This window comes from Streptomyces sp. NPDC047043 (genome assembly GCF_040644055.1).
GTDB lineage: Bacteria > Actinomycetota > Actinomycetes > Streptomycetales > Streptomycetaceae > Streptomyces.
In genome coordinates this window covers 282,296-295,869 of the sequence record NZ_JBEYVO010000003.1, presented here as the reverse complement: position 1 = coordinate 295,869, position 13,574 = coordinate 282,296, and the positions used below count along the sequence as shown (strand labels likewise).

Annotated in this window: 12 protein-coding genes; 11 read left to right on the top strand and 1 reads right to left on the bottom strand. The window is 69.8% G+C overall.

Annotation, left to right across the window (positions count from 1 at the left end; genetic code table 11):
• The first annotated feature begins 3 nt into the window (after positions 1-3).
• From ABZ880_RS06565 to ABZ880_RS06520, 10 genes are all read left to right on the top strand, one after another.
• Positions 4-1,425, top strand: coding sequence for a sugar ABC transporter substrate-binding protein (locus ABZ880_RS06565; RefSeq protein ID WP_361257860.1), 1,422 nt, complete (start codon positions 4-6; stop codon positions 1,423-1,425).
• 6 nt (positions 1,426-1,431) lie between these two features.
• A complete protein-coding gene (locus tag ABZ880_RS06560; protein ID WP_361257857.1) occupies positions 1,432-2,313 on the top strand; it encodes a sugar ABC transporter permease in 882 nt (293 codons plus the stop codon).
• On the top strand, positions 2,310-3,140 hold the full coding sequence (locus ABZ880_RS06555) for a carbohydrate ABC transporter permease (protein WP_361257854.1): 831 nt from the start codon (positions 2,310-2,312) through the stop codon (positions 3,138-3,140). Before ABZ880_RS06560 ends, ABZ880_RS06555 begins: the two co-directional genes overlap by 4 nt.
• Entirely contained in the window at positions 3,137-4,222 is a 1,086-nt protein-coding gene (locus ABZ880_RS06550; RefSeq protein WP_361257851.1) for an ABC transporter ATP-binding protein, read from the top strand. The genes ABZ880_RS06555 and ABZ880_RS06550 overlap by 4 nt, the downstream gene beginning before the upstream one ends.
• Complete coding sequence (locus ABZ880_RS06545; RefSeq protein ID WP_361257848.1) at positions 4,219-5,022, top strand: DeoR/GlpR family DNA-binding transcription regulator; 804 nt, start codon at positions 4,219-4,221, stop codon at positions 5,020-5,022. The genes ABZ880_RS06550 and ABZ880_RS06545 overlap by 4 nt, the downstream gene beginning before the upstream one ends.
• 114 nt (positions 5,023-5,136) lie before the next feature.
• Positions 5,137-6,216, top strand: coding sequence for an ABC transporter ATP-binding protein (locus ABZ880_RS06540; protein WP_361257845.1), 1,080 nt, complete (start codon positions 5,137-5,139; stop codon positions 6,214-6,216).
• Complete coding sequence (locus ABZ880_RS06535; protein ID WP_361257842.1) at positions 6,213-7,241, top strand: 2-hydroxyacid dehydrogenase; 1,029 nt, start codon at positions 6,213-6,215, stop codon at positions 7,239-7,241. Before ABZ880_RS06540 ends, ABZ880_RS06535 begins: the two co-directional genes overlap by 4 nt.
• A 103-nt stretch (positions 7,242-7,344) precedes the next feature.
• Positions 7,345-8,769, top strand: coding sequence for an FGGY-family carbohydrate kinase (locus ABZ880_RS06530; RefSeq protein WP_361257839.1), 1,425 nt, complete (start codon positions 7,345-7,347; stop codon positions 8,767-8,769).
• 26 nt (positions 8,770-8,795) lie between these two features.
• Positions 8,796-9,833, top strand: coding sequence for a glycerophosphodiester phosphodiesterase family protein (locus ABZ880_RS06525; RefSeq protein ID WP_361257836.1), 1,038 nt, complete (start codon positions 8,796-8,798; stop codon positions 9,831-9,833).
• Positions 9,833-10,066, top strand: a complete 234-nt coding sequence (locus ABZ880_RS06520; RefSeq protein ID WP_361257833.1) for a hypothetical protein — start codon at positions 9,833-9,835, stop codon at positions 10,064-10,066. Before ABZ880_RS06525 ends, ABZ880_RS06520 begins: the two co-directional genes overlap by 1 nt.
• A gap of 3 nt (positions 10,067-10,069) precedes the next feature.
• On the opposite strand, the gene ABZ880_RS06515 is transcribed toward ABZ880_RS06520, so the two are convergent.
• Positions 10,070-10,732 carry a DsbA family protein gene (locus ABZ880_RS06515; protein ID WP_361257830.1) on the bottom strand — a complete coding sequence of 221 codons (663 nt, stop codon included), beginning with the start codon at positions 10,730-10,732 and terminating at the stop codon, positions 10,070-10,072.
• Between the two features lie 150 nt (positions 10,733-10,882).
• Here ABZ880_RS06515 and pepN point away from each other — a divergent pair, with 150 nt between their 5' ends.
• On the top strand, positions 10,883-13,462 hold the full coding sequence (gene pepN, locus ABZ880_RS06510) for an aminopeptidase N (RefSeq protein WP_361257827.1): 2,580 nt from the start codon (positions 10,883-10,885) through the stop codon (positions 13,460-13,462).
• Positions 13,463-13,574 lie beyond the last annotated feature (112 nt).

The window sequence follows — 13,574 nt, the reverse complement described above, 5'->3', positions numbered from 1 at the left end:
CGGATGGACAAGCACGTGCACGACCGCCGACGCTTCCTCGCCCTCACCGCGGGGGCCGCCGCGACCCCGTTACTCGCGGCCTGCGGGGCCGGCTTCGGCGGCGACGACAACAAGAGCGACGGCTCGGCCGCCGACGACGTCACCGGCTCCTTCGACTGGAAGCGGGAGAAGGGCAAGACGGTCAAGGCCCTGCTCAACAAGCACCCGTACACGGACGCCCTGATCGCCGACCTGAAGTCCTTCACCGCCAAGACCGGCATCAAGGTCGAGTACGACGTCTTCCCCGAGGACAACTACTTCGACAAGCTCACCGTGGACCTCTCCAGCGGGCGGGCCTCGTACGACGTCTTCATGCTCGGCGCCTACATGGTGTGGCAGTACGGGCCACCCGGCTGGCTCGAGGACCTCGGCCCCTGGATGCGCAACTCCTCGGCCACCGGCGCCGAATGGGACCAGGCCGACTTCTTCCCCAACCTCCTCCAGGCCGACCAGTGGTCGCTCAAGGCGGGCGCACCGCTCGGCCAGGGCGGCCAGTACGCGCTGCCGTGGGGCTGGGAGACGAACGTCGTCGCCTACAACACCGAGGTCTTCGAGAAGCTCGGCCTCAAACCCGCCGAGACCTTCGACGAGTTGCGCGAGATCGCCGGGGTCATCAAACGCAAGGCCCCGGGCGCCGGCTACGACGGCATGTACGGGATCGCCGTACGCGGCTCCCGCAGCTGGGCCACCATCCACCCCGGCTTCATGACCATGTACGCCCGCAACGGCCTGCACGACTTCACCGTCAACGGCAGCAAGCTCACGCCCGCCATGAACACCCCGGAGGCCATCGCCTTCACCCAGGACTGGGCCGGCATGGTCAAGCAGGGCGGTCCCCCGTCCTGGACGTCGTACACCTGGTACCAGTGCTCCAGCGACCTCGGCGCGAAGAAGGCGGGCATGCTCTTCGACGCGGACACGGCGGCCTACTTCCAGGCGGTGAAGGGAGCATCACCCGCCTCCGGGAAGATCGCCTTCCACCCGGGGCCGAAGGGCCCGGACGGCTCCCTCGCCACCAACATGTGGATCTGGTCGCTCGGCATGAACGCCAAGTCCAAGAAGAAGAGCGCCAGTTGGCTGTTCCTGCAGTGGGCCACCGGCAAGGAGCACCTGCGCAAGGCCGCCATCACCAACAACCACATCGACCCCGTACGCAAGTCGATCAGCCAGGACGCGGCCTACAAGGACAAGATGAAGCACCTGCCCGGCTTCATCGAGACCTTCGAGACGGTCGTCGACCAGACGAAGATCCAGTTCACCCCGCAGGCGCAGTTCTTCGACGCGACCACCAGCTGGGCCGCGTCCCTCCAGGAGATCTACGGCGGCAAGAACGCCAAGTCGGTGCTGAACGGGCTGGCGAGCGACCTCGCCTCCAAGGTGGGCTGAGCGGCGATGGGCTGGCGGCTGACCCTGCGCCCGTACGTCCTGATCGTCCCCGCGCTGCTGCTGACCTGCGGGATCCTCTACCCCTTCGGACTCGGGCTCTACTACACGCTGTTCGACTTCTCGGCGAGCAAACCGCAGCCGGACATGGTGCGGTTCGAGAACTACGAGACCGTCTTCACGCAGGACGCCTTCTGGAACTCCGCGTGGGTGACGGTGTTGTACGCCGTCGGGGCCGCCGCCGTGGAGACCGTGCTGGGGGTGGCCGTCGCCCTGCTGCTGCACCGCTCGTCGATCGTGGGGCGGGTGCTGGAGAAGATCCTCATCCTGCCGCTGATGATCGCCCCGGTGATCGCGGCGATCATGTGGAAGCTGATGCTCCAGCCGTCGGTCGGGGTGGTGAACCACCTCCTGAAACCCTTCGGCCTGGGGGGAGTTCAGTGGACGGACACCCCCACGGGGGCACTCCTGTCGTCGATCGCCGTCGACGTCTGGGTCTACACGCCCTTCGTCGCCATCCTCGCGCTGGCCGGGCTGCGGTCGCTTCCGACAAGTCCCTTCGAAGCGGCGGCAGTTGACGGCGCCGGCTGGTGGTACACCTTCCGGCGGCTGACGTTGCCGATGCTGTGGCCGTACGTCCTGGTCGCGGTGATCTTCCGGTTCATGGACTCGCTGAAGGTCTTCGACATCATCTACGCCCTGACGGAGGGCGGCCCGGGCGACTCGACCGTCGTCCTGCAGATCCGGGCCTACCTGGAGGCGATCCGCTTCCAGCGCTACAGCTTCGGGATCAGCTACACGATCGTGCTGTGGGCCGTGGTGTACCTCGCCGCGATGGTGCTCGTACGCCATCTCGGCAAGATCCAGCGAAAGGCGGCCGAGGCGAAATGACCGTCAGGAAACGCCTGTCGGGATGGCTGGCGGATCTCGCCCTCATCCTCTACTTCGTCTTCGCCCTGTTCCCGATCGCCTGGATGGTGATCCTGTCCCTGAAGCCCGCGAACGAGCTCTTCAGCACCTACTTCTCCTTCACACCGACGCTCGGCTCGTACCGGACCGTGCTCGGCGACAGCGAGGGCATCCCGTTCGTGCGCTTCTTCGTGAACAGTCTGGTGGTGTCGGTGGGGGCGGTCGTGCTGTCCCTGGTCGTCGGGCTGCCGGCGGCGTACGCCTCGGCGCGGTGGCGGTTCAAGGGCTCCGAGAACCTGATGTTCACGCTGCTGTCGTTCCGGTTCGCGCCCGAACTCACCGTGATCATCCCGCTGTTCGTGCTCTACCAGAAGCTCGGCCTGTTCGACACGTACGTCGGCATGATCTGGGTGCTGCAACTGGTCACGCTCCCGCTGATCGTGTGGATCATGCGGTCCTACTTCGCCGATCTGACACCGGAGTTGGAGCAGGCGGCCCTGCTGGACGGCTACTCGCGCAAGCAGGCCTTCTTCAAGGTGGCGCTTCCGCTGGTGAAGCCGGGCATCGCGGCGGTGTCGCTGCTGGCCTTCATCTTCGCCTGGAACAACTTCGTCTTCCCGCTCATCCTCACCTCCAACGAGGCCCAGACGGTGACCGTCGGCGCCCTGTCCTTCCTCGGCGGCGACCGTCCCAAGTACAACCTCACGGCCGCGGCGGCACTCGTCTCCGTCGTACCGCCACTGCTCCTTGCCCTCACCATCCAGCGGTATCTGGTGCGGGGGCTGTCCTTCGGGGCGGTGAAGTCATGATCGGGCTGCGAGGGATCCGGAAGACGTACGGCAAGGTCACAGCCCTGGACGACCTGGAACTCGACGTCCGGGAAGGCGAGTTCTTCTGCCTGCTGGGCCCCTCGGGCGCCGGCAAGACGACGACCCTCAAGACCGTCGCGGGGCTCGAACAGCCCGACACCGGAACGGTCGTGCTCGACGGCAAGGACATGCAGGGCGTCGAGCCCTACGAGCGGGGCGTCGCGATGTGCTTCGAGAGCTACGCCCTCTACCCGCACCGGTCCGCCTACGACAACCTCGCCTCCCCGCTCCGCTCGCCCCGCCACCGGCTGCCCGCGGCGGAGGCCCGCGACCGTATCGGCGCGATCGCCGAACTCCTCGGTATCAGCGCCCTGTTGGACCGTCCGGTCGGCCAGCTGTCCAACGGGCAGCGGCAGCGCATCGCCCTCGGCCGGGTCCTGGTCCGCCCCGCCCGCGCCTTCCTCCTCGACGAACCCCTCTCCCACCTCGACGCCAAACTCCGTCAGCAGATGCGGGCGGAACTGAAGGCGATCGGCGCGGTCCAGAACACGACCACGCTCTACGTCACCCACGACTCCGTCGAGGCACTGGCGCTCGGCGACCGGATCGGCGTGATCCGGGAGGGCCGGATCGTGCAGACGGGAACCCGGGAGGAGATCTGGTACCGGCCGTACGACACCGAGGTCGCCCGGGCCTTCGGGCGGCCGCGGATCAATCTGCTGCCGGGGGCCGTCGCGGCCGACGGCGGTTTCCGGTCGGCGGACGGGAAGGTCGAGCTGCCGATCAGGGCCGCGGCCGCTCCGGGTACGGAGGTGCTGATCGGCGTCCGGCCCCGTGATCTCACGCTCGGCGAGGGCCCTGGGCACGAGCTCACCGGCACGGTCTACGTCACCGAGGTGCTCGGCCGGTCCGTCGAGGTCACCGTCCGGCTCGGCGAGCAGCACGTGTCGCTGGTCGCCCCGCGCGCCGACACGACCGGGCTGCGGCCCGACGATCCCGTACGACTGACGGTCCGGCCTGAGAACCTGCTGCTGTTCGAGGCCGACCGGCCGGAGCGTCCAGGACGAAGGATCGGGCAATGAACAACACGCAGCAGGGCCCCGCGGCCCGCCAGGCCGCCATGGCCGAGCGGGTCCTGGCCCAGGGTTCGGCGACCGCGGCCGAGCTCGCCGAGCACTTCGGGGTGAGCCTGATGACCATCCACCGGGACCTCGACGAGCTCGAACGGCAGGGAATCGTAAGGAAGTTCAGGGGCGGGGTCACCGCACAGCCGTCCGGCGTCTTCGAGTCCAACGTCCAGTACCGGCTGAAGACGATGCGTGCGGCGAAGGCCGCCGTGGCCGAGCAGGCCATGCGCTCGATAGAGCCCGGCATGGCGATCATGCTCGACGACTCCACCTCCACCCTGGAGATAGCCCGCAGACTCCGCCTGGGCGAGATAACCCCGCTCACGGTCGTCACCAACTTCCTGGAGGCGCTCAACCTGCTCGCCGACCAGCGGGGCATCCATCTGATGGCCCTCGGCGGCGACTACGACCCCCTGCACTCCTCCTTCCTCGGCGTGTCCTGCGTCGAGGCGATCCAGTCCCTGAGGGTCGACGTCTGCTTCGCGTCGACGTCGGCCGTGCACGGGGGTTACGCCTACCACCAGGAGCAGCACATCGTGTCGGTGAAGCGGGCGATGCTCGACTCGGCGGCCCGCAATGTCCTGCTGATCGACCACACCAAACTCGCCCGGACCGCCCTGCACCGGGTCGTCCCGCTCTCCCGCTTCGACCTGCTCCTGGTCGACGACGGAGCGTCCGCCGAAGCACTGCGGGACCTGGACGAGCACAAGGTCAGTTACGAAGTCTGCGCGACGGCGCCGGCGAGTGAGCCGTAGGGGCGCGCCGGTGTCGAGGGTGCGCGCGCGGAGGCCCGAAGGGCTGAGCACGGTCGCCGCCTCGACACCGGCTGAAGCGCCCCGAGGCGAGCGAGCCGAAATGAGGGGACAGCGATGACCGAGCTGGAGCTACGTGATCTGCGCAAGACCTACCGCTCTCGGGGGCGCCCGCCGGTGGACGCCGTACGCGGCATGGACCTCGCTCTGCACTCCGGCGAGCTGCTCGGGCTGCTCGGCCCCTCCGGATGCGGCAAGTCGACGACCCTGCGGATGATCGCCGGTCTGGAGACGGTGACCGGCGGGGACATCCTGGTGGGCGGCGCGTCGGTGGTGGACCGCCCGGCGCAGCGCCGCAACATCGGCGTGGCCTTCGAGAACTACGCCCTCTATCCCCCGCTGACGGTGGCGGAGAACCTGGCGTTCGGGCTGAAGGCGCGCAGGGGCAGCGACCGCAAGGACGTCACCCGCAAGGTCGCCGAGATCGCCGAACGCGTCGACCTCACCGGCATCCTTCAGGCCCGCCCGGCCGGCCTGTCCAGCGGCCAGAAACAGCGCGTCTCACTGGCCCGGGCGCTCATCCGCGAACCGGACGTACTGCTGCTGGACGAACCCCTCTCCCATCTGGACGCGGCCCAGCGCGACACGACCCGCCGCGAACTCAAGCGCATCCAAAGGGACTTGGGCCATACGACGATCCTGGTGACGCACGACCAGGAGGAGGCCCTCTCGCTCGCCGACCGGATCGCCGTGATGAAGGACGGCGTCATCCAGCAGCTGGGGACGCCGTACGAGATCTACGACAGCCCGGCCAACCTGTTCGTCGCGGACTTCGTCGGTGAACCCGCGATCAACCTGCTGACGGGGATCGCGACCGCCGACGGCCACGCCCGACTGTCGGACACGGTGCGGATCGCGCTGCCGGTGCCGGTGGCGGAAGGCCGGGAGGTGGTGGTCGGGATCCGTCCGGAGGACCTCCGCCTCTCCGGCGACGACGGTCTGCCCGCCAGGGTCGTGGCCCACGAACCCCTCCTGGAGGCGGGCATCGCCACCCTCGCCCTCGACCGCGTCGAACGCCCCCTCGTCGTCCTCACCGACCCCGAGGTGCGCCTCGCCCACGACGAGCGCGTGCGGGTCACCGCCGATGCGCGCCTCACCCATGTCTTCGACGCCGAGACGGGAGACTCCCTGCGATGACCAACGGCAACAGTGTGCGTGTGGTGGCCGCCGGCGACCATTTCATCCTGCCGTCCCTCATCAGGGAGGCGATCGGTCACGAACTCTCCTGCGATGTAGTCGAGTTGACGCTGGGCTGGCCGCTCGAGCCCTTCGGCCCGGTGGCGGAGGTGACAGAGGCCAGCGACGCCGAGGACGAGCTGATCGACGCGCTGGCGGGTGCGCAGGTGCTGGTCACCCAGATGGGCCCGGTCACGGAACGCGTCCTGGACGCCTGCCGCGACCTGCGGCTGGTGGTCGTGTGCCGGGGCGGCCCGGTCAACGTCAACCTGGACGCGGCCAAGCGGCACGACGTCCGCGTCTGCTACGCGCCCGGCCGCAATGCCGCCGCCACCGCCGAGTTCACCGTGGGGCTGATGCTCGCGGCCCTGCGCCGCATTCCGCAGGCCCACAACCTCCTCGCCGGGGAGGGGAGTTGGCAGGGGGCGACGTACTACACGTACGAACACAGCGGCCTGGAGCTGGAGGACCTGCCCGTCGGGCTCGTCGGCTACGGCGCGGTCGGCAGCCGGGTCGCCCGCGCGCTGTGCGCCTTCGGTGCGCAGGTGATGGTCCACGACCCCTACGTGCGCGGCGAGATCCACGGCCTGCGCGTCTCCTCGCTCGACGAACTCCTGCGCCGCTCCCGGGTGATCACCCTGCACGCCCGCCTCACCGCCGAGACCCGCGGCCTGATCGGCGCGCGGCAGCTGGCGCTGCTTCCCCGGGGCGCGGTGGTGGTGAATGCGGCCCGCGGGCCCCTCCTGGACGAGGAGGCGTTGTGCGACGCGCTCGAGAGCGGGCGGGTGTCGGCGGCGGCCCTGGACACCTACCAGCAGGAGCCGGTGCCGGAAGGTTCGCGGCTGTTCGGGTTCCGCGACCGGCTGGTGATGACGCCGCATCTGGGCGGGGCGTCGCGCGCGGTGGCGGAGAAGGCGGCGCGGATCGCTGCCGCGGAAGTGGGGCGGTGGGTGCGGGGTGAGCCACTGGCTCACGCTCTGACATGAGTGTCGGGAAGTGTCGTCGTTTGTCTGCAGCGCCGTCGTGGCCGGTCGCGCAGTTCCCCGCGCCCCTTGAAGGGCGGCTATCGGACCGTAAGGAGAGGCCGCTATGTACGTTGGGATCGATGTAGGTACGTCCATGGTGAAGGCCGCCGCGTTCGACGCGACCGGGCGTGAACTGGCCGTCGAAGCAAGGGCGGTGGGGCTCGCCCTGCACGGCGGTGTGGTCGAGCAGGACATGGAGGAGGTGTACGCGGCCGTAGTCGCCGTGCTTCAGGAGCTGACCGCGAAGGTGCCGGAGCCGATCGAGCTCGCCGGCCTCACCGGTCAGGGCGACGGTGTCTGGCTGGTCGACAAGGAAGGGCGGCCGGTGCGGCCCGCCGCCTCCTGGATGGACGGGCGGGCGCACGAGTTGCTCGACCAGTGGCTGGCGGACGGCACCTTCGAGACGGTGTTCCGGCGGACCGGGAGCGCCATGTTCCCGGGCTGTCCGGGTCCGCTGCTGGCCTGGCTGGACCGCTACGAACCGAAGTCCCTCGACGCGGCGAGCACCGCGCTGTACTGCAAGGACATGGTGTTCCGCCGGCTGACCGGCGCGCCCGTGACGACGGATGTCTCGGATGCCTCGATGCCGTTCCTCGACCCGCGGACCCGGACGTACGACAACCGGGTGGTGGAGCTGCTGGGCCTCACCCACCGCCGTGGGCTGCTCGCCCCCGTCGGCGATCCCATCGCCACCGCGGAGGCGCTCGGCGAGGGTCTGCCGTCCGGCACCCGGCTCGCGAACGGGCCGTACGACCTGCCGTCCTGCGCACTCGGCGCGGGGGTCACGACCCCGGGCGACGGTCTCCTCATCGTCGGCACCTGTCTGGCCAGCCTCGTCGCCACCACCGACCTCGACCTGAGCGGCGAACCGGCCGGCCTGTACATCTCCACCGACCGCCCCGGGCACCGGCTGCGCGCCATGCCCGCGATGGTCGGCACGGCGGCCCTGGACTGGGTGCTGTCGACCACCGGCGTCCGGCACGAGGAGGTCGACGGCCTGCTCGCCGAGACCCCGCCGGGCGCGAACGGCGTCCGCGTCCTGCCGTACTTCGCCCCGTCCGGCGAACGCGCCCCCTTCGTCGAGCCCCGGCTGCGCGCCGAACTCACCGGTGTCTCCCTGGAGTCGACGAAGGCCGACCTGGTCCGCGCGACCTGCGAGGGCATCGGGTACGCCGCCCGGCACTGTCTGGAGGCGGCGGGCCTGACGGGCTCGCTGGCTGTCTGCGGCGGCGGCACACGCAGCCCCGCCTGGATGCGGCTGCTCGCGGACGTCCTGGGGCGCCCACTCAGGGTGGTCGAGGGTGAAGTGGGCGCGCGCGGCGCGGTGTTGGCGGCGGCGGAACGGTACGGGGTGGCGCTGGACGCGGCGGCGTGGACCCAGCCGACGGCCGTCGTGGAGCCGGACACGGGCCGGGCGGCGTACTACGCGAAGGCCTACGAGGACCATCTCGCCCGGCTGGCGGCGGCGCGGGGCCGGGCGCGCAGCTGAATTGCCGTACGACGAAAGGGAGTTGGATGTACCGCATAAGACGCCGATCCCTGCTGTTCGCGGCCGCCGCAACCCCGGCGGCCGCGGCCGTACCCGCACGGGCGGCCTCCGGCGAGCACCCGGACCGCCCGCTGGTCATCGGCCACCGGGGCGCGGCCGGCTGGCGCCCCGAGCACACGGCGGCGGCGTACACCTACGGCGCGCAGACCGGCGCCGACTGGATCGAACCGGACCTGGTGCCGACGAAGGACGGCGTCCTGGTCGTCCGGCACGAGAACGAGATCTCGCAGACGACGGACGTGGCCGCGCACGCCGAGTTCGCGGACCGCCGTACGACGAAGACGGTGGACGGGCGCTCGGTCACCGGCTGGTTCACGGAGGACTTCACGCTGGCGGAGCTCAAGACCCTGCGGGCGGTCGAGCGCCTGCCCTCCGTCCGCAACCGCAACACGGTCTTCGACGGCCGCGACCAGGTCCTCACCTTCCAGGAAGTGGTCGACCTGGCACGGAGGTTGTCGAAGACGTACGGCCGCACGATCGCCGTCTTCCCGGAGACGAAACACCCAACGTACTTCCGCTCGATCGGCCTGGAGCTGGAGCCGAGACTGGCGGCCGCCGTCCGCCGCAACCGGCTGGGCCCGCGCGAATGCGTCATCCAGTCCTTCGAACCGACGAGCCTGCGGCGGATGACGGGACTGGGCCTGCCGCTGTGGCAGGCGCTGGGTACGACGGGCGGACCGTACGACCTGCCCTCGACGACCTACCAGGACATGATGACGCCGGAGGGCCTGGCGAGGATCGCGGAGTACGCGGACTGGATCGGCCCCGACAAGTCGTCCCTCACCGGCACGCCCCTCCTCACGGACGCGCACACGGCGGGCCTGCGGGTGGGCCCGTACACCTTCCGCTCCGAGAACCAGTTCCTGCCGCCGGAACTCCGCCGCGGCACCGGACCCGACGATTTCGGGGACGCGTTCGCCGAGTACGCGCTGTACTACCGCCTGGGAGTCGACGCGGTGGTGACCGACTTCCCGGACCTGGCGGTGATCGCGAGGAGGGGTTGATGACGAGGACCCGGGCATGCCCGAACTGCGGCTCGATGCAGGAGTTCCGCAAGCTGCACGACGACGAGAAAGCGGCGGTCCGGGAAGCGAAGGGGGCCCGGTTCTTCGTGGACAACCTCTGGCGCTGCACTGCTGTCGGCTGCCTGACGTACTTCCCCGCCGGCCACGTGCGCGAACACGGCCTCCTCCCCGAGAAGTTCCGCAAGGAGAAGGAGGAGGCCGCCGACGGGTGACCCTTACAGGTTGCTGAAGTCCGGCCCCGCCGTCCGGGTCCGCTTGATTTCGTAGAAGCCCGGTACCGAGGCCACAGCGAGGGTGCCGTCCCAGAGTTTGGCGGCGTCCTCGCCCTTGGGGGCCGGGGTGACGACCGGGCCGAAGAAGGCGATCTGCTCGCCGTCGGAGCCGGGGACGGCGATGACCGGGGTGCCGACCTCCTGGCCGACCTTCTCGATGCCCTCCTTGTGGGAGGCGCGCAGCTCGGCCTCGAACTCGAAGTCCTCCTGGTCGGCGTAGTCGATCAGGTCGGCGGGCAGGCCGGCGTCGGCCAGAGCGCCCACGATCGCCTCGACGGTCGGACCCTCGCCCTGGTTGTGGATGCGCGTGCCGAGGGCCGTGTACAGCGGGCCGAGGACGTCCGCGCCGTGCTTCTGCCAGGCCGCGGTCACCACGCGCACCGGCTTCCACGCCTTGGTCGCGAGCATCTCCCGGTACTGCTCGGGCAGCTCGTCTATCCGGTTCTCGTTGAGCACGGCCAGGCTCATGATGTGCCAGCGGACCTCGATGTCCCGGACCTTCTCCACTTCCAGCACCCAGCGGGACGTCATCCAGGCCCAGGGGCACAGCGGGTCGAACCAGAAGTCGACGGGGGTCTTGGCGGAGGTGGTCGCGCTCTCGGACATGGCTCTCCTAGGAAAAGCGTGCGTTTCCCCAGGCAACACCCACCATGCCGCCCCCATTCCCGGGTGCCCGGCGTCAGGGGCACATGGCAGGATCGGTCCTGTTCCGCCGTACCCCACCCATGTCCGATATGTCCAGAGGGAGTACTGCCCGTGCCCGGTGAGAATCTGACCCGCGACGAGGCCCGGGAGCGGGCCGCACTGCTGTCCGTCGACGGGTACGACGTGTCCCTCGATCTGCGTACAGCGGTGGGCGACGAGGTCGGCGACGGTCCGCGCACCTTCCGGTCCGTCACCACGATCCGCTTCCGCAGCAACGAGCCCGGCGCCGCCACCTTCGCCGATCTGATCGCGCCGAGTGTGACCGCCGTCTCACTCAACGGCAAGGATCTCGACCCGGGCGCGGTCTTCGACGGCTCACGGATCCTCCTGGAGGACCTGGCCGCCGACAACGAGTTGATCGTCGACGCCCAGTGCGCCTACTCCCGCACCGGCGAGGGCCTGCACCGCTTCGTCGACCCCGAGGACGGCGAGGTGTACCTGTACACCCAGTACGAGCCCGCCGACTCCCGCCGCGTCTTCGCCAACTTCGAGCAGCCGGACCTCAAGGCCCCCTTCCGCTTCGAGGTACGGGCACCGGAGGGCTGGACGGTCTGGAGCAACGGCGTCGGCGAACTCACGGACGGCGTCTGGAAGTTCGCGGAGACCAAGCCGATCTCGACGTACATCACATGCGTGACGGCCGGCCCCTACCACTACGTCACCGACTCGTACTCCCGCACCTTCGAGGACGGTACGACGCTGGAGATCCCCCTCGGCGCCCTGTGCCGCAAGGGCCTGGCGCCCTACTTCGACTCGGACGACGTCTTCCTGGTCACCAAGCAGGGCCTGGACTTCTTCCACGACAACTTCGACTACCCGTACCCCTTCGGGAAGTACGACCAGGCGTTCGTGCCCGAGTACAACCTGGGCGCGATGGAGAACCCGGGCCTGGTGACCTTCCGCGAGGAGTACATCTTCCGCGGCATGGTCACACAGGCGTCCTACGAGGCGCGGGCCAACGTCATCCTGCACGAGATGGCGCACATGTGGTTCGGCGACCTGGTCACCATGGTGTGGTGGGACGACCTGTGGCTGAAGGAGTCCTTCGCGGACTTCATGGGCACGTTCGCGAACGTCGGCGCGACCCGCTTCAAGGACGCCTGGATCACCTTCGCCAACCGCCGCAAGGCCTGGGCGTACCGCGCGGACCAGCTCCCCTCCACCCACCCGATCACCGCCGACATCCGCGACCTGCAGGACGCGAAGCTCAACTTCGACGGCATCACGTACGCCAAGGGGGCTTCCGTACTGAAGCAGTTGGTGGCGTACGTCGGCCGGGACGCGTTCCTGGAGGGCGCGCGGCGCTACTTCAAGCGGCATGCGTACGGCAACACGCGCCTGGGCGACCTGCTGTCGGTGCTGGCGGAGACCAGCGGCCGGGACATGGCCACGTGGTCGCGGGCGTGGCTGCAGACGGCTGGCGTCAACTCCCTCACTCCGCAGGTGCTGCTGGACGCGGAGGGCCGGGTCGACGAACTGGCGGTCGTGCAGGAGGCCGCCGAGTCGCATCCGGAGCTGCGGCCGCACCGGGTCAAGGTCGGCCTGTACCGCCGCACCGAGGCGGGAACCCTGGAGCGCTACGCCGGGGAGGAGGTCGACGTCGACGGCCCACGGAGCGTGGTCGGGTATGCGGCCGGCCTCCAAGCTCCCGACCTCGTGCTGGTCAACGACGACGACCTGACGTACTGCAAGACCCGGTTCGACGAGCAGTCGCTGGCGACCCTGAAGGATCACCTCGGCGACATCACCGACCCGCTCGCGCGGGCGCTGTGCTGGTCGGCGCTGTGGAACCTGACGCGGGACGCGCTGCTGCCGGCGAGGGAGTTCGTCGACTTCGTGCTGCGCTTCGCGGGCCGCGAGTCGGACATCGGCGTGCTGCAGATGCTGCAGGCGTGGGCCAACTCGGCGCTGGTCCACTACGTGGCGCCCGAGTGGCGTCCGACCGGCGAGGCGCTGCTCGCCGAGGGCGCCCTGCGCGAGCTGCGGGCGGCCGAGCCGGGCAGCCAGCACCAGCTGGCCTGGGCGCGTTTCTTCGCGACGGTGGCCTCGGCGTCGGCCGATCTGCAGCTGCTGCGGGGCCTGTTGGAGGGGACGGAGAAGATCGAGGGGCTGGAGGTCGACCAGGAGCTGCGCTGGGCGTTCCTGGAACCGCTGGCCGCGCACGGGGCCGCGGACGAGACGGTGCTGGCGGCCGAGCTGGCCCGCGACGACACGGCGTCCGGCAAGCGCCACCAGGTGCGCTGCCTGGCCGCCCGCCCCTCGGAGGCGGTGAAGGCGCAGGCGTGGGCGCAGGTCGTGGAGTCGGACGCGCTGTCCAACGCGCTGGTGGAGGCCACGATCGCGGGCTTCGCGCAGCCGTCGCAGCGGGAGCTGACCGCGCCGTACGTCTCCAAGTACTTCGCGGCGATCGAGCGGGTGTGGCAGGAGCGGTCGATCCAGATCGGCATGGACGTGGTCCGGGGCCTGTTCCCGGCCTACCCGCCGCAGCAGGAGGCGCAGTCGACGCTGGAGGCGACCGACGCCTGGCTCACGGCCCACGAGGACGCGGCGCCGGCGCTGCGCAGGCTGGTCCTCGAGGCGCGCGACGACCTGGCCCGGGCGCTTCGGGCCCAAGCTTTGGCCAACGACTGAGCCACCAGTGACCGTTACGGAATCCGGTCAATAACACCCGTAACCCCTGGGCCAACCCGTTTGGACCAGGGGTTTTCCGTGCCCTATCGGCACCCGAACACCCGTCCTTTAG

Bases quoted from the DNA above. Each gene is read 5' to 3' on its own strand.
- ABZ880_RS06525 (WP_361257836.1), top strand. From the start codon at position 8,796: ATGTACCGCATAAGACGCCGATCCCTGCTGTTCGCGGCCGCCGCAACC.
- ABZ880_RS06560 (WP_361257857.1), top strand. From the start codon at position 1,432: ATGGGCTGGCGGCTGACCCTGCGCCCGTACGTCCTGATCGTCCCCGCG.
- ABZ880_RS06520 (WP_361257833.1), top strand. From the start codon at position 9,833: ATGACGAGGACCCGGGCATGCCCGAACTGCGGCTCGATGCAGGAGTTC.
- ABZ880_RS06515 (WP_361257830.1), bottom strand. From the start codon at position 10,732: ATGTCCGAGAGCGCGACCACCTCCGCCAAGACCCCCGTCGACTTCTGG.
- ABZ880_RS06550 (WP_361257851.1), top strand. From the start codon at position 3,137: ATGATCGGGCTGCGAGGGATCCGGAAGACGTACGGCAAGGTCACAGCC.
- ABZ880_RS06530 (WP_361257839.1), top strand. From the start codon at position 7,345: ATGTACGTTGGGATCGATGTAGGTACGTCCATGGTGAAGGCCGCCGCG.
- ABZ880_RS06545 (WP_361257848.1), top strand. From the start codon at position 4,219: ATGAACAACACGCAGCAGGGCCCCGCGGCCCGCCAGGCCGCCATGGCC.
- ABZ880_RS06565 (WP_361257860.1), top strand. From the start codon at position 4: ATGGACAAGCACGTGCACGACCGCCGACGCTTCCTCGCCCTCACCGCG.
- ABZ880_RS06535 (WP_361257842.1), top strand. From the start codon at position 6,213: ATGACCAACGGCAACAGTGTGCGTGTGGTGGCCGCCGGCGACCATTTC.
- ABZ880_RS06540 (WP_361257845.1), top strand. From the start codon at position 5,137: ATGACCGAGCTGGAGCTACGTGATCTGCGCAAGACCTACCGCTCTCGG.
- ABZ880_RS06555 (WP_361257854.1), top strand. From the start codon at position 2,310: ATGACCGTCAGGAAACGCCTGTCGGGATGGCTGGCGGATCTCGCCCTC.